This is a genomic window from Mameliella sp. LZ-28, assembly GCF_012274245.1.
Classification (GTDB): Bacteria; Pseudomonadota; Alphaproteobacteria; order Rhodobacterales; family Rhodobacteraceae; genus Antarctobacter; species Antarctobacter albus.
The window spans coordinates 37,550-59,527 of record NZ_JAANYX010000012.1 but is presented as its reverse complement, the minus strand read 5'-3'; the positions used below and the strand labels follow the sequence as shown (position 1 = coordinate 59,527).

The following is a 21,978-nucleotide window of genomic DNA, read 5'->3' as shown; positions in this document are numbered from 1 at the left end:
GTCATATCACGGCGCGTTCGATCATCGGGTGGCCTTTGGTGATGCGGTCAAAGCTGAAGGGCGTCAGGTCGAGGCTGCGGTACTCGCCATAGGTCAGCCACTCCGCGAGACCTCGCCCCATTGCCGGGCTCTGCTGGAGCCCGTGGCCCGAAAACCCGTTCTGGAACAGGAAGTTCCCGATCTCCGGGTGCGGGCCCAGAATGGCGTTCTGATCCAGCGTGTTGTAGGCGTAGTGGCCTGCCCATTCGGTCACGACACGGATCGTCTCGAAGGCGGGGATGCGCGTGGCAAGGATCGGCCAGACGTGATCCTGCCACCGGGCATGATCCATCACGAAATCACCTGGATCGACGGCCAGATCCTCCTCGGGCGCGGCCCCGGCCAGGTAGGTCGTCGGACCATCCTGCCGGACGTGTACGCCCGAAGGGTCGATGGTCAGGGGCAACTCGCGGTCCAGCGGCGTTTCGGCGGAAAAGACCCAGGTAAAGCGTTTGCGTGGTTCCACCGGCAGCTTGATCCCTGCCATTGCCGCGGTGCGCGCCGCACGGGGGCCAGAGGCGTTCACCACATGGCCACAGGCGATATGCTCGCCGCTGGCAAGGGTGACATGGGTGATGCGCCCGCCCTCGCGGGTCAGCGCCGTGACCTCGTTCGCGACATATTCCACGCCCCGGTCCCGGGCCGAGCGCCTGAACCAGTCGAAGAGCGTGCCGCCGTCCCAATAGCCCTCGTCGCGGGTGTTGATCGACCCGGCGAGGATGTCGTCAAGCTGGTAGAAGGGGTAGCGCGCGGCGATCTCGTCCCGGTTCAGGATCTCGGTGCCCGCCCCCTCGGCCCGCTGCACCTCGGCGTTGCGGCGCAGGACCTCGGCAAAGCCCGGGGTGTCGGCGAGGTAGAGATAGCCATAATTCTGCACGTCCAGCCGGGGCACGCGGCTGTCGTTCATCCGCTCCGGCAGCTCCTTGATGAAGCGGGCCGTGAACTGCGAAATGCGGATGTTCAGGGGGTCGGAAAACTGCTGCCGGATGCTAGAGTTGGTATGCGCGGTCGAGCATTGCGCATAGCTGGGGTCACGTTCCACCACCAGCACCGACCCGTTGAAATCGGGGTTGTCCGACAGGAACCATGCAGTGGCCGATCCCATGATCGCACCACCGATGATGACCACGTCATAGGTGGTTTTCGTGGGCGTGGGAGAGAAACCGGGGGCTGCCATCAAAAGACCTCTCCGTCTTGGGCACGTTTCATGATCTGCGCGGCCTCTTCGGCTGTCATGCCATACTGCGTGACCGCGTGGTCGGGCGTGATGTATCCCAGCGCAAGGTCACGGCGGACCTGCGCCGGATCGCGCATCGACGGCGTGCCATAGCCGCCCCCGCCGGGGAATTCCATCTCCACGCGCTGCCCTTCGGGCACACTTTGCCGCCCCTTGCCGCGCATCGCGGTCCCGTCCGACCGGGCAATCACCGTCGCGCCGCCGCTCTCGCCGCCGCGCCGCCCGCGCGCCGGGTGATCGACCCGGTCCAGCATGGCGGAAAAGTCAAAGACATGGCCCTCGCGCGCACCGACCACCATGAACTGGCCCAGCCCGCCGCGATACCGGCCCGCGCCGCCGCTGTCCGGCCGCAACTCCTTGCGCCAGACGATCACCGGCCCGGCCTGTTCGGTGGCCTCGACCGGCATGGTCATCACACCCGAGGGGAAGGCCGTGGCGCTCATCCCGTCCAGCCCGGGCCGTGCGCCCGATCCGCCCGAATTGAAGGTCAGCACTTCGGCCCGCCGTGCATTCGTGGCCCCGGGCGCGGGCCGCAGCGACAGCATGAAGTTGCACAGGCAGCCGGCGCCCTCGGCGGGCACGGTGTCGGGCAAGAGCTTGTCCAAAGCGTCATAGACCGTGTCGGGCACCATGTGGCCGATGATATGGCGCAGGGCGACGGGCGCGGGGAAGGGGGCGTTGACGATGCTCCCCTCCGGTGCCGTCACCTCGAAGGGCGCCAGAGAGGCGGCATTGTTCGGGATCTCCGGCGCGATGGCGCATTTCAGCGCGTAGCAGGCATAGGCCTTGGTATAGACCATCGGCACGTTGATGCCCTTGGGATCGACACCGCTGGTCCCGGTCCAGTCACACAGGATGCGGTCGGCTTCGATGCTAAGATTCACATGCAGGTCGATCGGCGTGGCATAGCCGTCGATCCTCATGTGCCCCTCGGCGGTGCCGGGTGTCAGCGCATTGATCCGCTCAAGCGTGGCCTTGCGAGAGTTGGTGAGGATGAACTCGGACACGCCCGCAAGATCGGATAGCGCGAATTCCTCCATCATCTCCAGCAGGCGCCGCTGCCCGATCTCGTTGCAGGTGGCCAGCGCGTGAATGTCGCCCACCAGCTGGTCGGGTTCGCGCACGTTGCCCCGGATGATCTGCAACAGCGTGCGGTCGACCTTGCCCCGTTCGGCGAATTTCATGATCGGCAGGTACAGCCCTTCCTCGTGCACGTCATTGGCATCTGCGCCAAAGCCGCGCCCGCCGATGTCGGTCACATGCGCGGTGCAGGCGAAAAACCCGATCAGCACCTCGTCGCGAAAGACCGGCGTGACCACGGTTATGTCATGCTTGTGGCCGGTGCCTTCCCAAGGGTCGTTGGTCAGGTAGACGTCGCCGGGAAACATCGCCTGTCGCCCGATGCGGCGGATGAAATGGCCCACCGCATCGGCCATCGCGTTGACATGGCCCGGCGTCCCGGTGACCGCCTGCGCCAGCATCTGACCTTCGGCATCGTAGACCCCGGCGCTGAGGTCCCCCGCCTCGCGCACGGAGGGGGAAAAGGCCGTGCGCACCAGCGCCTGCGCCTGCTCCTCGACGACCGAGATCAGGCGCGTCCACATCACCTGGTAGGCGACTTTCGACGGTTCAGACATGGGCGGCGTCCTTTAGGTCTGCGGGCTGCGGCAGGTGCACGTCCAGCGTGCCATCTGGCAGTGCGATGACCTCGCGGCTGGCGGGGACGACGACGGTGGTCTCGTCCTCTGTGATCAACGCGGGTCCGGTGACAAGCGCCCCTGCGGGCAGATCGGTGCGCGGCAGCACCTGCGCCGTCAGGCGCTCGCCCCGCGCCGGATCAAAGAGCGGTCGTGTGGCCGTGCCCGTCATCCGCGCGGTGCGCGTGGGGGCGGGGATGCGTCGGGCGGCGGGCCGGGTGGTGAAGGCGTTGACGGACCAGACCGTGATTTCCGCCTCCAGCCCCTCGACCGTGCGGCCGAACAGGGCGGTGTATTCGGCCTCGAACCGGCTCAGCAGGCGGTCGCCATCCGGTGCGGCCATGTCCTTGGGTGGAACAGGCACGGGGATTTCCCAACCCTGACCGGCATAGCGCATGAAGACCTTGGCCTCGGCCTCGATGGGCGCCGTGGCATCGCAGGTGCGCACGAAGCTTTCCGCCTCCTCGCGCAGTTCCGCAAACAGCGCTTTGACCGTCGCGGCATCGAAGTCGCGCATCCGGGTAAAGACCGAGCGGTTCGCCTCGAAGCTGAAAGGCGCGCGCAGGAAGCCGATGGCAGATCCAACACCGGCGCCTTGCGGCACGAGGCAGCGCGCCACGCCCAGTTTCTCACACAGCCGCGCAGCATGCAGCGGGGCCGCGCCGCCAAAGGCGATCATCGTGTAGCGGCTCAGGTCCTCGCCGTTTTCCACCGCGTGCACGCGGGCGGCATTGGCCATGTTCTCGTCCACCACCTCAGCCAGCCCATAGGCGGCCTCCAGCGCGTCCATCTCCAGCGTTTCGCCGATCTCTGTCTGTAGCGCCGCCTCTGCGCGGTCCGGGTGCAGCGTGATGGACCCCCCGGCGAAATTCGCAGGGTCCAGCTTGCCCAGGACAAGGTCCGCATCGGTCACGGCGGGCCGCGTCCCGTCGCGCCCGTAACAGGCCGGGCCGGGTTCGGACCCGGCGCTTTCCGGGCCGACGCGGATCTGGTTCATCGCATCCACCGAGGCCAGCGACCCGCCGCCGGCGCCGATTTCGACCATGTCGATCACCGGGATCGAGATTGGCATCCCGGACCCCTTCTTGAACCGGTAACTGCGCGCCACCTCGAAAACCCGCGCCGTCTTGGGTGCCATGTCGCGGATCAGGCAGATCTTGGCCGTCGTCCCGCCCATGTCGAAGCTCAGCACCCGGTCCAGCCCGTGCCGCGCGGCAATCTCGGCCGCAAAGATCGCGCCCCCGGCGGGGCCGCTTTCGACCAGCCGCACCGGGAATTTCGTCGCCATTTCCAGCGAGAGGATGCCGCCGCCCGAATGCATCAGGAAGACCGGGCACGCCGCGCCCTCATGTGCCAGGCGATCCTTCAGGCGACCAAGGTAGGACGCCATCAGCGGGCGGATATAGGCATTGGCGATTGTGGTGTTGAATCGCTCGTATTCGCGCATCTGCGGCGAGACTTCGGAGGACAGCGAGACATCCACACCCGGCAAAGCTTCGGCCAGCACCTCGGCCACCATGCGCTCATGCGCGTCGTTGGCATAGGCGTGCAACAGGCCAACGGCCACGCTGTCATAGCCCCCCGCGCGCAGCCTGTCGGCCAGGGCCTCGACCTCGGCCCGGTCCAGCGGGATCAGCACGCCGCCATCCGCGTCCATGCGTTCGCGCAGCGTGTATCGCCGGTTGCGGGGCAGGAGAGGCTCGGGCAGCACGAGGTTCAGGTCGTATTGCTCGAACCGGCTTTCGGTGCGCATCTCGATCACGTCGCGAAAGCCCTCGGTCGTGACCAACGCGGTTTTCGCGCCGCGCCGCTCGATCAGGGCATTGGTGGCCAAAGTCGTGCCGTGGATCACCTGGGAAATCCGCCCGGGCCCCACGCCCGCCAGGTCACAGACCCGGTGCAGCCCCTCGACAATGGCCTCTTCCGGAGCGGCGTAGGTGGTCAGCACCTTGGTCGAGGTCAGCCCATCCGGTCCTTCCAGCACCACGTCGGTGAAGGTGCCGCCGATGTCGACGCCAAGGCGATACTGTGGTTCGGGCATGAAAGGCTCCTGTCAGCGATACCGGGAAACCTAGCGAGCCACCGCAATGCAATCCAATTATTTGATCGGATCAAGAGGATCGCTTTTCCTGATCCTCGGCCGCCTCCAGATGCGCCCGGGCCACCTCTTGCGCCAGTTCCGCCGCGCGCATGACATAGGAGGGCGCCAGACCGGCGTCGTAGCGTGCGCGAAATCGCAGTGGGTCCGGCACCCAGAGGTAACGCAGTGGCACCAGCCGCCTGGTCGCGATATGGTCGCGCAACTGCTCGATGGGCAGGGTGCCGTGCGCATGGGTCAGCACCGGGTGCCGCGCGATGTCGCGCAGGCTCAACGCGCGACCCTGCAAGCCCAGCCCCGGCGCCGCGACCCAGACCTGCGGAAACTCGCCGAGGTCCACGCCGCCCGAGATCTGCCGTCCGAACGGCCCGCTTTGCAGCGTCAGGTCCAGCCCCCGGCTGAACAGCGACGGCGAAAGGCTGGCCGAGAGGTCCACGGTCAGTTCCACGTCGATGGCCGGAAACCGGTCCTTGAGGACGCGCAGGAATGGACCCAGCCAGCTGTGCACAGATCATCTCTGTCACGCCGAGGCGCAGCACGCCCTCGAACAGATGATCCTCTCCGGCTGCGGCCAGGAAGCCGTCCATCGCGGTCAGCACGGCCCGGGCGCGGGGCAGTATCTTGCGCCCCGTCGGCGTCAGCCGGAGCGACCCGGCATCGCGGTTGAAAAGGCGCAGCCGCAGCAGCGATTCAAGCGCCGAAATCCGGGTCGAGATATTGGGCTGCGTGGTGTTCAGCCGTTCCGCCGCGCGGTGGAAACTGGCCAGGTCGGCCACCTGCACGAAGGCTTCGAGTTGTTTGACGGTGATCTGGCCCACGCCCGCAGTCTGTCGCCTGCGACGCTCTGGCACAAGCGATGGTCCGGGGCGCGAACCGCTTGACCGCGGCAAGATGCTGCGCCACTTTGGCCTGTGATGGTGACCGCGTCCGCGCGGTCTGAAAAGGGAACGCGGTGCGGGGCCATGCCCCAAATCCGCGACTGCCCCCGCAACTGTAAGCGGCGAGCCATCCCGAAGTGACCACTGGGCCGCACGGCCCGGGAAGGTTCGGGACTGCGCCTTGACCCGCAAGTCAGGAGACCTGCCATCGCCGGGCGCCCTGCGCCCAAGCCACTCAACCCGGGCGGGGTGCCCCGGAGACGCGAAAGACGAATGGCAACCTGCCGCCCGTCCTGCCGCCGATCCATGATCCCCGCCCCAGCTTTGCGCGGAGGGCGCGATGACGATCGAACGGGTGCTGACCCTTTTACAGACACGGGCCGAAACACCGGAACGGGCCCGGGAACTGGCAAGCATGGGCTACATGCAATGGCTTGGCAGCCTGCCGGGCTGCGCAAGCTACGAGGAAGAAGCTGTGCGTGCCTGGATGCGGGCCCAGCCCTTTGCCGGCACGGATCCGGCGGTGGCGGTGTTCTGCGACCTGCTGCACCAATCCATCCGCCGTCCAGCGGTGCCGCTGGATCTACCCTTGCCACAGCCGCAAAGGCGCGGAGGCGCCCGGAAACGGCGGTTGTCGATCTGACCGGAGCCTTTGGCCGCAGTCTATGCCGTGGTCGGGACCCCGCCATTGTCCGCGGCCAGGTGCACGGTCTGCGTCGGATAGGCAAAGCTGACGCCCAACTCTTCGGCCAGGGACAGGATGTCGAGGATCAGCGCCTGTTGCGCGGCGATCTGCGCCTCGTAGCTGAAGACGCGAAAGTGCCCCCATAGCTCGATGTCGATGCTGTGGGGGCCAAGCGACTTGATGCCGATGGTCACATTGTCTGTCTCGGCCTCCGGCTGATCGCGGTAGATCTCCATCAGCCGCGCCACGAACTGTTCCAGTTGCGCACGCGGGGTTTCGTAGGTGAGGCCGATCTTCATCAGCACGCGACGCCTCCGCCGGCTGCCCCAGTTGGATATCACCTGGTCCGAAAGCTGGGCGTTGGGCACGATCATCAGGGTGTCGTCCAGCTTGCGCAGGCGCGTCGACCGCAGGCCCACCGTCTCGATCACGGCCAGCGTGTTGGCTGCCTCGACCAGGTCGCCCTTGCGGAAGGGGCGGTCCGACAGAAGGATCGCGCCGCCTATGATGTTGGACACGGTTTCGCGTGCGGCAAAGGCCAGGGCCACGCCACCGATCCCCAGACCGGTCAGGACCCCCTCGTACGGCAGGCCGGCAACATCGGCGCAGCCGATCACCGCCCCGACGACGATCAACAGTTTCATCAGCCCCTGGGCCAGCGACAGCACGATTTCGTCCGTGTAGGCACGGGTCTGGGTCGCCTTGGCCATAAGCGCGCCAAAGATCAGCGAGACGACACGGTAGGCCAGCGCGGCGCTGGCCAGGATCAGCAGCATCGCGGACAAGCCCGACACCGCGCCGAAAGCCCGCAACGTCAGGCCCAACCGCTCGCTGGCGTCAAGGAACAGAAGGGCGGCGGCCATCAATCCGACCGGGCCGGCCAACTGTCCTACAAGGCGTCCCTGCCAGGAATCCTGCCCTGCCAGTCGGCGCGCGACGGCCCATCCCGCCATCAGCACCAGCGCCATGACACCCAGGTACGTCAGGACCCCCAGCCATTGCCAGGTCTCCAGTCCCCAGGCCTCGGCCTGCAGCCAGCCGGCACGCGCAAGGACCGCCTGCCGCGTGGCAAAGAACTGTGACAGGGGCGGCGGCGTGGTCAGGCCGGGAGCAAGGGGCATCTTTTCGAGGGCCGCGTAGATGTCTGGCAGCTCTGCCATCGTCTCGCGCGAGAAACGCCAGCGCCGCTCCATGGGGCGCCCCTCGCCGTCGAGGATGTCCGTTGGTGCGATGGTGATGTCGCCGACCGGATGGCGATAATAGACATAGGGCAGGGGGCGGTTGGGATCGTCGGGAATCTCCTGCCAGTAGATAAAGCCGATCCGGTCGATGCTCTGGCGCAGGTAATCGGCCATCAGCGCGCCCTCGATCCGGCGCAACTGACGCGGGACGTGATCAAGGTTCAGCGCCCGCAGTGCGCGGGTATCGCCCGCGCCGTCCCAGTCCTTGGCGCCCAGGAGGAAGTCCATCATCACCATGCGCGGACTGCCGGCCCGCGCCCGTTCGAGCGCCTCAAGCGTGTCGTGCCCCCGGGCATCAATCAGTCGTTCCAGATCTGCCTGCAGGATCACGGCGGGCGGGACGACCAGCTGCCACAGTCCCTCGGCGCCCAGGCGGAACCGCAGGCTGTGGTCGGCGCTTGTGCCTGCCGGGCTGATCTCGAAGGCCAGCGTCTCGCCAGGTTCTGCCCCGGCACGCGGGACCGGTGCATCCCAAAGCCGGAAGGTCGAGATATCGAGAATGTGCCAGAGCGCGCGCCGCCGTCGTTCCCGGTCCGACGAGTCCCCCTCCGGGCCATCGTAGGTCAGCAGGGGTTCGATCCAGCGCACCTGGCCTTCGCGCCCGTGGTAGATGGCGTCATTGCCCGCGGCGAGGATGCTGCGCAGCGTGGCCTGCGGAGTGGCGCCGCTGAACCAGGTGGGGCGTTGTTGCTGGGCGATCGCGGCGCGATGCCCGTTCCACCAGTCGCCTGACCCGAAACGCCCGGCAAAGCTCTGCCCGTCCGCCGACAGCACAAAGATGAAGTCGCCGCTTTCCCCACCCTCGGACCATGTGCCGCGCAGGACGCCGTCGCGCGTTGTGCCGGTGACCGAGCCGTCGCCGGGCTGGTAGGTGCCGCTGACCGCGTCGCCGCGTTGTTGCAGTATCAGAAAGGCCTCTCCGGAGGACCAGAACGTCTGCCAGTCGCCGGGCCAGCCGGTATGCCCCTCCGGTTGAGCTGCCAGCGCGCGGGGCAGCATCAGGCAAAAGACCAGCAGCATCGAAAGGGCGGCGATACGGCGAAGGGGCAGGGGCATCCGTCGGATCCGTCTTTGGGTCGCGACAGCATAGGCGCTTGCGCGGGCCTCGTTGCGATTCGGGGCGGTGGGCCGGTCCTTGTTGCCGTCTGCGTGGCAGAAGGGTCACGGCGTTGCGCGCCTTTGGGGCAATGTTGGCACAAGTCTGCGCAAGGAAAGGGCTTTGTTTCGTCTGCGAACCCGGAACAGAGTGTTTCCGGGACTGGATCGCAAATCCGGACTCGCGCAATGGTGGTATGTGTAAGGTGCCGCCGGGTAAGAGTGTGGCATTTTCTTGGCCAGATTCGGGCGCACCCCGCGCCCGGACTGGAACGGCAGGCCCCCGGCACGAAAGGGCCTGCAGCAGAACAGGGATCTTGGGCGAATGGCTTTGCCGACCTTGAACGGATTGTTCACTGGCCCGCTGCGTATCGACGTGGCGCTGCAATTCGACACGCTTGGCGGCGGCACGTCAAAGCCCCTGGTGGCCTTGGGCGCACAGGGAGAGGCGCCGCAACTGGTCTTTGGCCAGCTGGGGGCCAGCGCCGATCTCTACTTTGATTTCATCCAGGGAGACGAGACCTATCGCCTGGTGGCCGAGGATGCGTTGGTGGCCGGGGAAACGGCCACCTATTCGGCCCAGATCGACGATGCCGGCGTGATGTCGATCCTCAAGGACGACCAGCCCGTGGCGCAGATGCAGGCCGAGGTGCCGGTCGGACTTCCGGTCTATGACCTGACCGGCCCGGCGACCGAGTTTGATCCCACCGTGATCGACTTGACGGTCGAGCCGCTCAGCCCGGCAGACCCGGGGGGCGACATGGCGATTGTCGCGCATACCGACGACGATCTCTTGTTCATGAATCCCACCATCGCCGAGACCATCGCCGCGGGGGATCCCATGACCACGGTCTACGTCACTGCGGGGGATGCCGGACAGGACGCCGACTATTGGGAGGCGCGCGAGGCCGGGGCCAAGGCCGCCTATGCGCAGATGGCGGGCTCTGACCCGGAGGCCTGGGTGGATGAGACCGTGACCCTCGACATCGGTGGCGAGGCCTGGGAGGTGCAGAGCAGCTACCTGGCGGATGCGCCTCAGGTGCGGCTCTACTTCCTGCGCACGCCTGACGGAATCGATGGCGCGGGCACCGAGCCTTATGGCTTTGGAAGTCTCGAACTGCTGGCCGAGGGTGTGCTGGACGAGGTAACGACCGTCGATGGCGCGGTGACCTACACTTCTGGCGAGCTGACCCAGGTCCTGGGCGCGATCATGACACGGCACGCCCCGCAAGAGGTGATGTTGCAGGATGACTCCAGCGAGATCGAGCACAGCGACCACGTTCACACAACCGAATTTGCCGAGGCGGCGCTGGAGCTTTACGGCCAGAATGTCGGCGTCACGCTTTACACCGGATACGAAAGCTGGGCCGGGGAAGAGAACCTGACCCCGGACGAAACCGCTCTGGTCACATCTGTCTTCGAGACCTACGCGGCTTTCGATCCGGCGGTGACCGACGAGAACGGCGACCTGCGCGAACCCTACACCGACTGGGTCCTGCGCGAGTATGTTTCCGAGCAATACAGCCTGGTGGATGGAGAGCGGGTGGACGGCCCCCTGCCAGAGCCAGAGCCAGAGCCAGAGCCGGAAGAGCCGCAACCGGAGGATCCGGAACCCGAAGATCCAACGCCAGAGGACCCGGCCCCGGAGGACCCGGAACCCGAGCAGCCCCCTGCCGGAGATGCCTTTTCCCCGGGCGGGTTCTATGCGCAGTTCCTGGACAGCTACGCCGGCAGATGGCAGGGCGCGCCGCCGGAAGATCCCCACCCGGAGCCCACGCCGGACCCGACGCCCGATCCGGTGCCAGGCGGAGACGACCCCTTTGGCGCGGGCGGTTTCTATGAGCAGCTGATGCTGCCGAATGCCTCCAAGTGGGACAGTTTCGACCTTCCCGAAGAGGAAGAAGACGACCTGTCCGAGGATGTGACAGCCTGATCCGACCGGGCGGGCAGGTTGCCCTGTGCCCGTATTCGCGTCATTGGACCTCGGGCTGTATCGTCCTCGCCTGAGCCGCAGACCAGCACGCATGTCGGGCCGACGCCGGTGTCGGCGCGTCAAGGCAAGGCTTGACCGGGAGGTGTGCCGGGTCGATGAATTGGGGGTGAGGTATCGTCCGGGTCCGACTGGGCGCCGTGAACGACTGTTTCGTTTATGGGTGAGGCGTTTCTTGCATTGTTTTTTCAGAAGCGGATCGGGAGATGACTTGAGATGTCGGAAACTTTCAACGGGTTTTACACCGTAACGGCGCTCGGCGGCGGCACGTTCCAAATCAACAGCGTCTATGACGCCAGTCCGACCCTGTTCGAGGACACGGCCGACGGTGTGAATGATGGCTCCATTGCGCCCGGCGCCCAGTTGACGGCGACCTCCGGCGGAAGTTTTACCGAAACCCTGCAAGGGATCGTCCCGGGGGAAGGCATCGTGACTTTTGGTACCTTGAGTTTTTTCTATTCTACCAATGATTCCAGCCTGAGCGTTGGCGATACCGTCACCATCGACACCTCCACCCCATATACGTTCTGCTTTCTTGCAGGCACGTCCATCACGACACCCGCAGGCGAGGTGCCCGTCGAAGCCCTGCGCATTGGCGATCCGGTCGTGACCGCATCCGGCAAGACCGTGCCGGTGAAGTGGATCGGCCACCAGACGATCCGCAAGACCATGTTCACCAGGCCCGAATGCGCACCGGTCCGGATTTCTTCAGGGGCGTTGGGGAACGGGCTTCCGCGCAACGATCTCTTCCTGACTTCGGATCACGGGCTGATCATCGACGGGCTCGTGATCAATGCCGGGGCACTGGTCAACGGCGACACGATCCTTTTCACGGCTCTGTCAGAGATGCCCGGGACATTCACGTATTACCATGTCGAGACCGAGGCTCATGACGTTGTCCTCGCCAATGGGGTGCCTGCGGAAACCTTCATCGACTATGCGGCCCGGGGCAAATTCGACAATGCCGCCGAATACATGGCGCTTTATGGCGAAGAGCGGACCGTGCCCGAACTGGACATGCCCCGCATCAGCGCGGCCCGCCTTGTGCCGCCGTCGATCCGGGCAAGACTTGCGGGCCGCATAGACGCCGCCTGAGCCGCCGGAACTTTGTCGAAGGAAACGACGGCTGCGCGCCCGATCCGGTGGCAGCCGCCGGGACGCATTCGACCGCAAAGCCGATCGCAAGACCTGTAGTGCCCGGAGTGACGTGCTGAACCGGGCAGCCCTGCGTTGCAACCTGCCTTGGCCGGTCGCCGTGCTGGCGACACGCGACGCATAGCTGGGCCCGTCACACCGTGACGGGCCCAGCCCTGTCCCCGAAGAGATGGAAAATCGCAGGTCCTTCGGCCCGGTCTGTCGCTCCTGTGTCAATCTCTGGACATTTCTGTCTAGACTTGAGCGGACACCCTTCCTAGCCTGTCAAAAACGAATCCGGGGAGGGACGGAGATGAATACGCATTACCGTGTGGTCGTGATCGGTGGGGGCGTCGTCGGCGCCTCGGTGCTGTATCACCTTGCCAAGTTCGGCTGGACCGATGTCTGCCTGCTGGAACGGTCCGTCCTGACAGCCGGCAGTTCCTGGCACGCGGCGGGGGGCATTCACGCGCTGAACGCCGATCCGAACATGGCCGCGCTGCAGGCCTATACGATCGACCTGCTTTCCGAGATCGAACAGGAAAGCGGCCAGAACATCGGGCTGCACATGACCGGCGGGCTGACGCTTGCGGGTACGCCGGACCGCTGGGAATGGCTGCAGGCCAACTACCGCGTGTTCCAGTCCATCGGCATCGACGATTGCGAGTTGCTGACCCCCGAAGAGGCGCAGCGCCGCTGCCCGATCATGTCGACCGAGGGTGTCCTTGGCGCCATGTGGGCCGACCGCGAGGGGTACATCGACACCACCGGCACCGTCCATGCCTATGCCGTGGCCGCGAAGAAACGCGGCGCCAGCTATTTCGAACACACCAGGGTCGAGTCGTTGGAACAGGTGGCGGACGGCTGGAAGGTGGTGACCGACAAGGGCACCATCACCTGCGAGCATGTGGTCAACGCCGCGGGCCTCTGGGCGAAACAGGTGGGCCGCATGGCGGGGATCGAATTGCCGGTCTCGCCTTTGAAACACCACTACCTCGTGACCGAGAGCATCCCCGAGATCGCGGCTCTGGATTTCGAGGTGCCAATGACAGTCGACCTCGAGGGGTTCACCTACATGCGGCAGGACCAGAAGGGGCTGCTGCTGGGCATCTACGAGGTCGAACATGAACACTGGGCGATGGACGGCGCGCCCTGGGATTACGGGATGGAACTGTTCCAGGAACAGACCGACCGGATCGAGCATGAGCTGACCTGTGGCTTTCACCGCTATCCGGTGCTGGAAAACACCGGGGTCAAGACCTGGGTCAACGGCGCCTTCACCTTCTCGCCCGATGGCAACCCGCTGGTCGGTCCGGTGCGCGGCAAGCGCGGTTACTGGACCGCCTGTGCGGTCATGGCCGGCTTCCTTCAGGGCGGCGGTGTCGGCAAGACGCTGGCCGAATGGATGATCCACGGCGAGCCGGAGGCCGATGCCTGGCCGATGGATGTGGCGCGCTACGGCGACTACGCCCAGAACAAGCGGTACATCAAGGAGACGACCGGCCAGTTCTATTCCCGCCGTTTCGTCATGACCTACCCGAACGAGCAACTGCCCGCCGGGCGCCCGCTGAAGACCGCGCCGGCCTACACGGCCATGAGCGAGGCGGGCTGCAAATGGGGCTGCAGCTGGGACCTGGAGGTGCCGCTCTATTTCGCGCCGCAGGGGTTCGAAGAAGTGCCGACGCTGAAACGCTCGAACGCCTTCGACATCGTGGGCGAGGAATGCCGCCACGTCCGCGAAAAGGTGGGCATGGTGGACATCACCGGGTTTTCGCGGTTCGAGGTCTCGGGGCCGAACGCGGAAAAGTGGCTTGATCGGGTCATGGCTTCGAAACTGCCCGGGCCGGGCCGCGCGAAACTGGCGCCGATGCTGGAACCGGGCGGACGGCTCAAGGGCGACCTGACAGTGATGAACTGGGGCGACGGCACTTGGTGGATCATGGGCAGCTACTACCTGCGCGAATGGCACATGCGCTGGTTCCAGGATCACCTGGACGAGGGTGTTAGCATCCGTGACCTGGGCGAAGAGGTCTGCGGCTTTGCCCTGACCGGACCGCGCTCGCGCGCCGTCATCGAAAAGGTCTGCGAGGGCGCGGGCGATCTGCCTTTCATGGGCTGTGCCGCGCTGGATGTTGGCCTGTTCCGCGCCCGTGTCGCCCGCATGTCCGTCGCCGGCGAACTGGGGTATGAGATCAACGTGCGCATGGGCGATCACATCAAGCTGCGGGAACTGCTGCTGCAGGCGGGGGCCGACGAGGAGATCCGCGAATACGGCTTCAACGCGATGCTCTCGCTCAGGCTGGAAAAGAGCTTTGGCATATGGTCGGCGGAATTTACCCAGGGCTACACGCCGGGCGAAACCGGCATGGACCGCTGGATCGACTGGGACAAGGACTTCATCGGCAAGGAGGTCGCGTTGAAGGAACGCGCGGCGGGGGCAAAGCGCCGTGTCGTGACGCTGGAAGTGGATGCCACCGACGCCGATGCCAGTGGGTATGAGCCGGTCTGGATGGATGGCAGGCGCGTGGGCTTTGTCACCTCTGGTGGCTATGGCCACACGCTGGGCAAATCCTACGCCCTGGCCATGATGGATGCGGATGCAGCAGCCGAGGGCACGGAATTGACCGTCCATGTGGTTGGCGCCGAACGTCCCGCGCGCGTGATCGCGCCGTCGCCCTACGATCCGGCGGGCAACGCCATGCGCGGCAAGCCGGTCTGATGGCCACCGAGGCACAGACCCCGGCCCGTCGCCGCCGCAAACGCGGTGGTGACGATGCGGCCCCGGCCCGCAAGGTCAACTATCGCCAGTTGACCAACCCGTTCACCCCGCAGACGGTTTTCACGCAGGACCGCATCGAGGCCATCCACGCCACCGCCCTCCGCGTGCTCTCGGAGCTGGGCCTCAAGGTGCTGCTGCCCGAGGCGCGCAAACTCTACGCGCAGGCGGGCTGCATCGTGGACGAGGACAGCCAGATGGTCCGCATCGGGCAAGAGGTGGTCGAGGCGGCGCTGGCCTCCGCGCCCCGCCAGTTCACCCTGCATGGCGGCGATCCCTCGCGCGATCTGGACATGGCCCTGGGCACGCTTGCCTTTCAGTCCGGTGCAGGGGCGCCGAATTGTTCCGACCTCCTGCGCGGCCGCCGCGCGGGCACATTGCGCGATGTCGAGGAACTGACGAAACTGGTTCAGCATTTCGACGCGATCCAGATGCTTTCGCCCGGAGTGGAGCCGCAGGACATCCCCATCCACCTGCGCCACTACGCCTTTACCCGGATGCAGCTGAGTGTCTCGGACAAGGTGCCCTTTGTCTTTTCGCGCGGGACGTCGCAGGCACTGGACGCCTTCGAGATGATTGCCGAATTCCGCGGCCTGTCCGAGGTCGAATTCCGCACGCAGCCGCATTGCTACACGATCATCAACACCAACTCGCCACGTCAGATCGACATTCCGATGGCGCAGGGGTTGATCGACTTCGCCCGCTACGGCCAGCCCTCGGTCGTCACCCCCTTCTGCCTGATGGGGGCGATGGCGCCGGTGACGGTGGCAGGCGCGGTCACGCTCAGCCATGCCGAGGCGCTGGCCGGCATCACCCTGACCCAACTGGCCCGCCCGGGCGCGCCGGTCTGCTACGGTGCCTTCGCCTCGAACGTCGACATGAAAAGCGGCGCCCCGGCCTTCGGCACTCCTGAACAGGTCAAGGCAAGCCTGGCCGCCGGGCAATTGGCGCGTCTCGTCGGGCTGCCCTGGCGCAATGCCGCCGGATGCGCGGCCAACACCAACGATGCGCAGGCCGCGCATGAGACAGAGATCAGCGCCTGGGGCGCGCTGATGTCCGGCGCATCCATCGTCATCCATGCGGCGGGCTGGATCGAGGGCGGGCTGACCGTCAGCTACGAGAAGTTCATCACAGACATGGAGATGGTCCAGGTCATGGCAGAGCTTTGCGCCGCAACGCCCTGTTCCGATGCGGAGATCGGCTTTGACGCCCTGGCCGAGGTGCAGCCCGGCGGGCATTTCTTCGGCTGCGCGCATACGATGGAGCGCTACGCCACCGCCTTTTACGAGCCGCTGGTGGCGGACTGGTCGAACTTCGGTACCTGGACCGAACGCGGCAGCCTGGATGCCAACGACCGCGCGCTGGGGCTCTGGCAGCAGATCCTGGCTGATCACAAGGCCCCGGCCTGTGCCACCGGCGACCGGCTGGCCGCGCTGGATGGGTTCATTGCCAAACGCACCGGGGAGGGCGGCGCGGCGCCGGCGGATTGATGGCAGGAGATGACAGCGGAAAGCAGCGACAGGCCGAGGTCCCAGACCTCCCCGGCAATACCAAGGTCACACGAGAGGATTGGCTGCATGCAGCGATGGAAGTCTTGATTTCCGACGGCGTGCAATCGGTCAAGGTGCTGACCATCGGCGCGCGCCTGGGCGTGTCGCGCTCGTCCTTCTACTGGTACTTCCAGAGCCGGCAGGACCTGCTGGTTCAGTTGCTGTCCGAATGGGAGCGGACCAACACCGGCGTCATGATCGCCCATGCCGGGTTGCCCGCGCCGACCATCACCGCCGCGCTCAACAATTTCTTTCGCTGCGTGGTGGACCCGAAAGGCTTCAACCACCGGCTGGATTTCGCCGTCCGGGAATGGGCGCGCCGCGATGACACGGTGCGCGCCGCCCTCGACCGGTCGGACACGGCCCGGCAAGAGGCCATCGCGCAGATGTTCGCCCGCCACGGCTATGCCCCGGCAGAGGCCGACATCCGCGCCCGCGTGCTTTATTACCAGCAGATCGGGTACTACGCCCTGGAACTGTCCGAAACGCTGGAGGAGCGCCTGTCACGGGTCGAGGGGTATCTCTATTGCTTCACCGGCCAGCACCCCGCCCCGAGCGAGGTCGAAGATTTCAGGCGCATTGCCCGGAGCCTGGCCGAATGACCCGCTATTCCGCCCTCGCACTGGCCCGGGAGGGGCTGCGCGGCCACCGGGGCTGGCGCCCGGCCTGGCGCAAGCCAGATCCGAAACCCGCCTATGACGCGGTGATCATCGGCGGTGGCGGGCACGGGTTGGCAACGGCTTATTACCTGGCGAAGAACCACGGGGTCAGGCGGGTTGCCGTGCTGGAAAAGGGATGGATCGGGGGCGGCAATACCGGGCGCAACACAACGGTGATCCGGTCCAACTACTTCTATCCCGAAAGCGTGGCGCTCTATGACCTCGCGTTGCGACTCTACGAGGGGCTGAGCAAGGAGCTGAACTACAACGTCATGCTCAGCCAGCGCGGCATGCTGATTGCCGCCCACACGCCGATGCAGATGGAGATCTGCGCCCGCATCGCCAATGCCATGATGCTGAACGGCGTGGACGGCAGCCTGATGGGACCGCAGGAGGCCCGCGCCCGCCTGCCGTTGCTGAACGACGCGCCCGACGCGCGTTACCAGTGCCTGGGCGGTGTCTGGCAGGGACGCGCGGGCATCGCCCGCCATGACGCGGTGGCCTGGGGCTATGCCCGTGCCGCCAGCGCGCTGGGTGTCGACATCGTCGAGGGCACTACCGTCACCGGGATCTCCACCACGGGGGCGCGCATCACCGGGGTCGAGACCGACCGGGGCCCCATCGCCTGCGACCGCCTGGGCATCGCCGCCGCCGGGGCCACGCCGGGCCTCGTCGCGCCCCTTGGCATCCGCCTGCCGATCCATGACTACGCCTTGCAGGCCTTTGTCTCGGAACCCGTGAAACCGATGCTGGACACGGTGCTGCTGTACCTCGGCACCGGCACCTATGTCAGTCAGTCCGACAAGGGCGAACTTGTCTTCGGCGGCGGACTGGACCGGGTGCCGACGCATGGCCAACGCGGCAACCTGCCGGTGCAGGAAACCATCGTCTCCGGCCTGCTGGAAATGTTCCCGGCCTTCGGTCAGCTGAAACTGCTGCGGCAATGGGCGGGCGTGGTGGACGTGGTGCCCGACAGCTCGCCCATCCTCGGACCCGCCGGGCCAGAGGGGCTGTTTCTCAACTGCGGCTGGGGCACCGGCGGTTTCAAGGCGATCCCAGCGGGCGGCTGGCTGCTGGCGCATATGCTGGCCACCGGCGCCCACCACGAGATTTCGCGCCCCTTCGACCTGACCCGCTTTGCCGAGGGCCGGCTGATCGACGAGGCGGCGGGTTCGGGGATCGCCCATTGACCGGGCCCCGGACAACCCGTCCCGGCGGACAGGCTCCGCGCCGCGTCTGGTGCGCGGACCGCAGCCAACAGGAGTGATCTGATGCAGATATTTCCCTGTCCCTTCTGCGGTCCCCGCGACGAGACCGAGTTTCATTTTGCCGCCGAGGCGGGCAAGAATCGCCCTGAACCGGCGCCCGAGGTCACGGACACCGCCTGGTCCGACTACCTTTATGGCGCGGATGCGCCGAAAGGCCGGGCGCGAGAGGTCTGGGTGCATCTCACCTGCGGTGAATTCCTGTTGCTGACCCGCGATACCGTCACCCGAGAGGTGCTGGACGCGGCGGCGCTGCCCGGGCGCAGTGAGGCCGCGACATGAGCGGCTGGCGCCATCCGACACTGGGGCAGATCGACCGGGGCAGGCCCCTGCGCTTCACCTTCGATGGAGAGCGGCACACAGGCTACGCGGGCGATACCCTGGCCTCGGCGCTGCTGGCCTCCGGCACCCGCGTGCTTGGCCGCAGTTTCAAGTATCACCGCCCGCGCGGTCTTTGGGGCCTTGGCGGAGAGGAGCCGAACGCGCTGTTCGATGCCGGTCACGGCGGGATCTCCACGCCCAATTGCCGTGCCACGCTGACGCCGCTGCGCGACGGCATGGATCTGCGGGCCGTCAATACCCGCAAGGCCGCACGCGATCCTCTGGGCCTGCTGGACCTGGCGCAGCGCTTTTTGCCGGCGGGTTTCTACTACAAGACCTTCATGGCGGGCGGCTGGATGCGGTGGGAACCGATGATCCGCCGCATGGCGGGCCTCGGTCGTCTTGATCCGTCCAACCGCCCGCCCGGCGACACGCCGCAGCGCACCGCCCGTTGTGATCTGCTGGTGATCGGGGCCGGTCCCGCAGGGTTGGCGGCGGCCTGGGCCGCAGCGGGGCAGGGGGCCACGGTCTGGCTGCTGGACGAGGCAGGCGCCCTCGGCGGCACCCTGCGCTGGCGCGGTGGAGAAATCGAGGGCGGGCCCTGGCAGGACTTCGTGGCCGACACGGTGCAGAAGGTCGAGGCGGCGGGTGGCCGCGTCCTGACCGATACGACCCTTTGGGGGGCTTTCGATCACGGGCTGTTCGCGGCCTGGCAGCGGGGCGCGCGCGATTCCCATTGGCGCATCCGTGCCGCGAAAGTGGTGCTGGCGGCGGGGGCCATCGAACGGCCGCTCTGGTTCGCGAACAACGATCTGCCGGGGGTCATGTCCGCCGAAGCGGCGCTGCATCATCTTGTGCTTTATGGCGCCGTGGCCGGACGTCGGATCGTCCTGGCGACGGGCAATGACGGCAGCTATCCCGTGGCCGCGGCGCTGGCAGAGGCGGGGTGCCGTGTGACCCTGCTGGATGCCCGAGAGGACACGCCCGCAGCGCCCGAGGGCGTCGAAGTGCGCCGGGGCGTGGCGATCGACGCGGCCAGGGGAACGCGCAGCCTTGGCGGGGTCCGCGCCGGAGGGCAGCACATCGACGCCGATACCGCGCTGGTCTCGGGCGGCTATACGCCCAGCGTGCACCTGCACTGCCAGGCGGGCGGCAAGCTGGACTGGGACGCGGACAGGGACGCGCTGATCCCGCGCCCCGGCACATCGCCGTTGATCCCGGCGGGGGCGGCCAATGGCACCTTCGGCCTGAACGCGGCGCTGGCAGAGGGGCATGCGGCAGGCGGCGGCACGGGGTCAGCCCCGAACGCCGCCGGCGCCACCTGGGCGCTTGCCCCCATGCGCCCGGACCCAAAGGGCAGGGGGCGCGTCTGGATCGACCCGCAGAATGACGTCACGCTCAAGGACGTGAAGCTGGCGGCACAAGAGGGCTATCGCAGCGTCGAACATCTCAAGCGCTACACCACCTTGGGCATGGCCACCGACCAGGGGCGCAGTTCCAATTTCGCGGGTCTCGCGGCGATGGCTGCACTGACCGGGCGCACGATCCCCGAAACCGGCACGACCATCTACCGCCCGCCCTTCACGCCCATTCCTCTGACTGCCCTGGGCGGGATGCGGCGCGGTGCATTGTTCAACCCGCTCAAGCGCCTCGCGCTGGAACCACAGCACGCGGCCCTTGGCGCCATGTTCGGAGAGTACGGCGGCTGGCGCCGACCCGCCAAGTACAGCGATACGCAGGCCGAGGCGAAGGGCGCGCGCGAGACATTTGGTCTCTACGATGCCTCGCCCCTGGGCAAGATCGAGGTGATCGGCCCGGGCGCGGCGGAGCTGCTGGATTTCTGTGGTTATGTCGCAATGTCCACGCTGAAACCGGGGCGCGCGCGCTATGGGTTCATGCTGGGCGAGAATGGTGTGGTGGCGGATGATGGCGTCACCCTGCGGCTGGACGACAATCGCTTCATCCTCTCGGCCTCGTCCTCACATGTCGATCATGTGCGCCTGATCCTTGAGGAGGCGCGGCAGGACCGCTTTGAACCGTCCCGAGTCTTTGTCCATGACGTGACCGCGCAGTGGGTGACGCTCAGTGTCTCCGGCCCGCAGGCACGCACCACGCTGGAAACAGCCGGGATGCCCGATGACGTCACCGCGCTGCGCCACATGCAGGTCGTGGAAACCCGCTGGACCCAGATCCCCCTGCGCGCCGCCCGGGTCAGCTTTACCGGCGATGCCTGCTGGGAACTGTCCGTGCCTGCCCGTTATACGCCGGGGTTGATGACCGTTCTCGAGGGCGCGCGCGAGGCGTTGGGCGGTCACTGGATCGGGTTGGAGGCCCTGATGATCCTGCGCGCCGAAAAGGGGTACATCCTGATCGGCAAGGATACGGACGGCATCACCATGCCGCAGGACCTGGGCTGGGGCCGCCCGCGAGAGCGGCGGCAGGACGAGTATTTCGGGCGTCGTGCCCTGTTCACGCCCGAAGCCATGCGCAAGGACCGGCGCCAGCTGGTCGGCCTGGACTGTGATGGTGCGCCGCTGCCCACCGGCGCGCATCTGGTGCCGCTGGACGGGCCCGCCCGCTCGCTGGGTTTTGTGACATCCTCCTGTCACAGCCCGACGCTGAACCGATCTGTTGCCCTGGCCCTGGTGGACGCCGGGCTTGACCGAATGGGGGACACGCTGGGGGTCTTCCACCTGGGCCAACACCGCACCGCACGTATCTGCGCGCCCTGTGCCTTCGATCCGGAGGGAACCCGCCTTGCCGACTGACCTGCCTGACGACAGCACGCTCTGGACGACAGCCAGTCCCACGCCGGGCAGCATCCTGCAGGGGCAGAGCATGTCCGTCACCTGCCTGCCGGCGACGGGCGCGGCCTTGATCTCGGGAAACCTGGATGCGGCCATTGCGGCGCTTGCCCCCGGTGCGGCCTTGCTGGGCCTCCTGGACGCGCGCCCTCACACCCCCTTTGCCCTGCGCATCGCCCGAGACCGGGCCTTGCTGATCACGGCCGAGCCGCTGGACCTGGTGCCGGGCTGGCACGACGGGTTTGCGGTCAGCCCGGCGGATGATCTTTACCTCGTCCTTGCGATCACCGGAGAGGGTGCGCGGGGCCTGCAGGACGCCTGCCTGTCCGCCCCGGCGGGCAGCCCCTCGGCGGCGGCGCCCTTCGGCGGGCATGCCTGCCTTGTCCTGGACAATGGCCAGGGGCCGGATGTCTGGGTTCCGGCGCCCGAGGCGGCGGCGCTCTGGCTGCGGTTATCCCGGCTGGTTGCGGCCCTCGACTGATCCGGCTGCGCGGTCCGGCGCCGACCCC

Annotated in this window: 15 protein-coding genes, 1 pseudogene and 1 riboswitch; of the genes and pseudogenes, 10 read left to right on the top strand and 6 right to left on the bottom strand. The window is 66.8% G+C overall.

Annotated features, from left to right (window positions below; genetic code table 11):
- Position 1: 1 nt before the first annotated feature.
- From G9Q80_RS10860 to G9Q80_RS28575, 5 genes and pseudogenes are all read right to left on the bottom strand, one after another.
- On the bottom strand, positions 2–1,216 hold the full coding sequence (locus G9Q80_RS10860) for an NAD(P)/FAD-dependent oxidoreductase (RefSeq protein ID WP_088716814.1): 1,215 nt from the start codon (positions 1,214–1,216) through the stop codon (positions 2–4).
- On the bottom strand, positions 1,216–2,913 hold the full coding sequence (locus G9Q80_RS10855; protein ID WP_088716815.1) for a hydantoinase B/oxoprolinase family protein: 1,698 nt from the start codon (positions 2,911–2,913) through the stop codon (positions 1,216–1,218). Before G9Q80_RS10855 ends, G9Q80_RS10860 begins: the two co-directional genes overlap by 1 nt.
- Positions 2,906–5,014 carry a hydantoinase/oxoprolinase family protein gene (locus G9Q80_RS10850; RefSeq protein ID WP_088716816.1) on the bottom strand — a complete coding sequence of 703 codons (2,109 nt, stop codon included), beginning with the start codon at positions 5,012–5,014 and terminating at the stop codon, positions 2,906–2,908. The genes G9Q80_RS10855 and G9Q80_RS10850 overlap by 8 nt, the downstream gene beginning before the upstream one ends.
- Before the next feature lie 70 nt (positions 5,015–5,084).
- Complete coding sequence (locus tag G9Q80_RS28160; protein WP_232786395.1) at positions 5,085–5,579, bottom strand: LysR substrate-binding domain-containing protein; 495 nt, start codon at positions 5,577–5,579, stop codon at positions 5,085–5,087.
- Between the two features lie 175 nt (positions 5,580–5,754).
- Positions 5,755–5,847: pseudogene (locus G9Q80_RS28575) on the bottom strand (helix-turn-helix domain-containing protein); the annotation flags it as partial.
- Between the two features lie 122 nt (positions 5,848–5,969).
- Positions 5,970–6,173, top strand: a riboswitch (cobalamin riboswitch).
- Between the two features lie 116 nt (positions 6,174–6,289).
- Between G9Q80_RS28575 and G9Q80_RS10840 the strand changes: the two are divergent.
- Positions 6,290–6,592, top strand: a complete 303-nt coding sequence (locus tag G9Q80_RS10840) for a hypothetical protein (protein ID WP_043145726.1) — start codon at positions 6,290–6,292, stop codon at positions 6,590–6,592.
- Between the two features lie 20 nt (positions 6,593–6,612).
- On the opposite strand, the gene G9Q80_RS10835 is transcribed toward G9Q80_RS10840, so the two are convergent.
- The gene (locus tag G9Q80_RS10835) at positions 6,613–8,931 is read right to left on the bottom strand and encodes a mechanosensitive ion channel family protein (RefSeq protein ID WP_088716817.1); all 2,319 of its coding nucleotides are present in this window, start codon (positions 8,929–8,931) and stop codon (positions 6,613–6,615) included.
- A 364-nt stretch (positions 8,932–9,295) separates the two neighbouring features.
- On the opposite strand from G9Q80_RS10835, the gene G9Q80_RS10830 reads away from it, so the two are divergent.
- From G9Q80_RS10830 to G9Q80_RS10790, 9 genes are all read left to right on the top strand, one after another.
- Positions 9,296–10,903, top strand: a complete 1,608-nt coding sequence (locus G9Q80_RS10830) for a PIG-L family deacetylase (protein WP_088716818.1) — start codon at positions 9,296–9,298, stop codon at positions 10,901–10,903.
- Positions 10,904–11,176: 273 nt separating this feature from the next.
- Complete coding sequence (locus G9Q80_RS10825) at positions 11,177–12,055, top strand: Hint domain-containing protein (RefSeq protein ID WP_088716819.1); 879 nt, start codon at positions 11,177–11,179, stop codon at positions 12,053–12,055.
- A gap of 352 nt (positions 12,056–12,407) precedes the next feature.
- Positions 12,408–14,813 carry a GcvT family protein gene (locus G9Q80_RS10820; protein WP_088716820.1) on the top strand — a complete coding sequence of 802 codons (2,406 nt, stop codon included), beginning with the start codon at positions 12,408–12,410 and terminating at the stop codon, positions 14,811–14,813.
- Positions 14,813–16,360: a trimethylamine methyltransferase family protein gene (locus G9Q80_RS10815; RefSeq protein ID WP_088716821.1), complete on the top strand. Its 1,548-nt coding sequence runs from the start codon at positions 14,813–14,815 to the stop codon at positions 16,358–16,360. The genes G9Q80_RS10820 and G9Q80_RS10815 overlap by 1 nt, the downstream gene beginning before the upstream one ends.
- Before the next feature lie 95 nt (positions 16,361–16,455).
- Entirely contained in the window at positions 16,456–17,022 is a 567-nt protein-coding gene (locus G9Q80_RS10810) for a TetR/AcrR family transcriptional regulator (protein WP_232788323.1), read from the top strand.
- The gene (locus tag G9Q80_RS10805; protein WP_088716823.1) at positions 17,019–18,269 is read left to right on the top strand and encodes a sarcosine oxidase subunit beta family protein; all 1,251 of its coding nucleotides are present in this window, start codon (positions 17,019–17,021) and stop codon (positions 18,267–18,269) included. The genes G9Q80_RS10810 and G9Q80_RS10805 overlap by 4 nt, the downstream gene beginning before the upstream one ends.
- Positions 18,270–18,350: 81 nt before the next feature.
- Positions 18,351–18,626, top strand: coding sequence for a sarcosine oxidase subunit delta (locus G9Q80_RS10800; protein WP_088716824.1), 276 nt, complete (start codon positions 18,351–18,353; stop codon positions 18,624–18,626).
- On the top strand, positions 18,623–21,433 hold the full coding sequence (locus G9Q80_RS10795) for a 2Fe-2S iron-sulfur cluster-binding protein (protein WP_088716825.1): 2,811 nt from the start codon (positions 18,623–18,625) through the stop codon (positions 21,431–21,433). The genes G9Q80_RS10800 and G9Q80_RS10795 overlap by 4 nt, the downstream gene beginning before the upstream one ends.
- On the top strand, positions 21,423–21,950 hold the full coding sequence (locus tag G9Q80_RS10790) for a hypothetical protein (protein WP_069210059.1): 528 nt from the start codon (positions 21,423–21,425) through the stop codon (positions 21,948–21,950). Before G9Q80_RS10795 ends, G9Q80_RS10790 begins: the two co-directional genes overlap by 11 nt.
- Positions 21,951–21,978 lie beyond the last annotated feature (28 nt).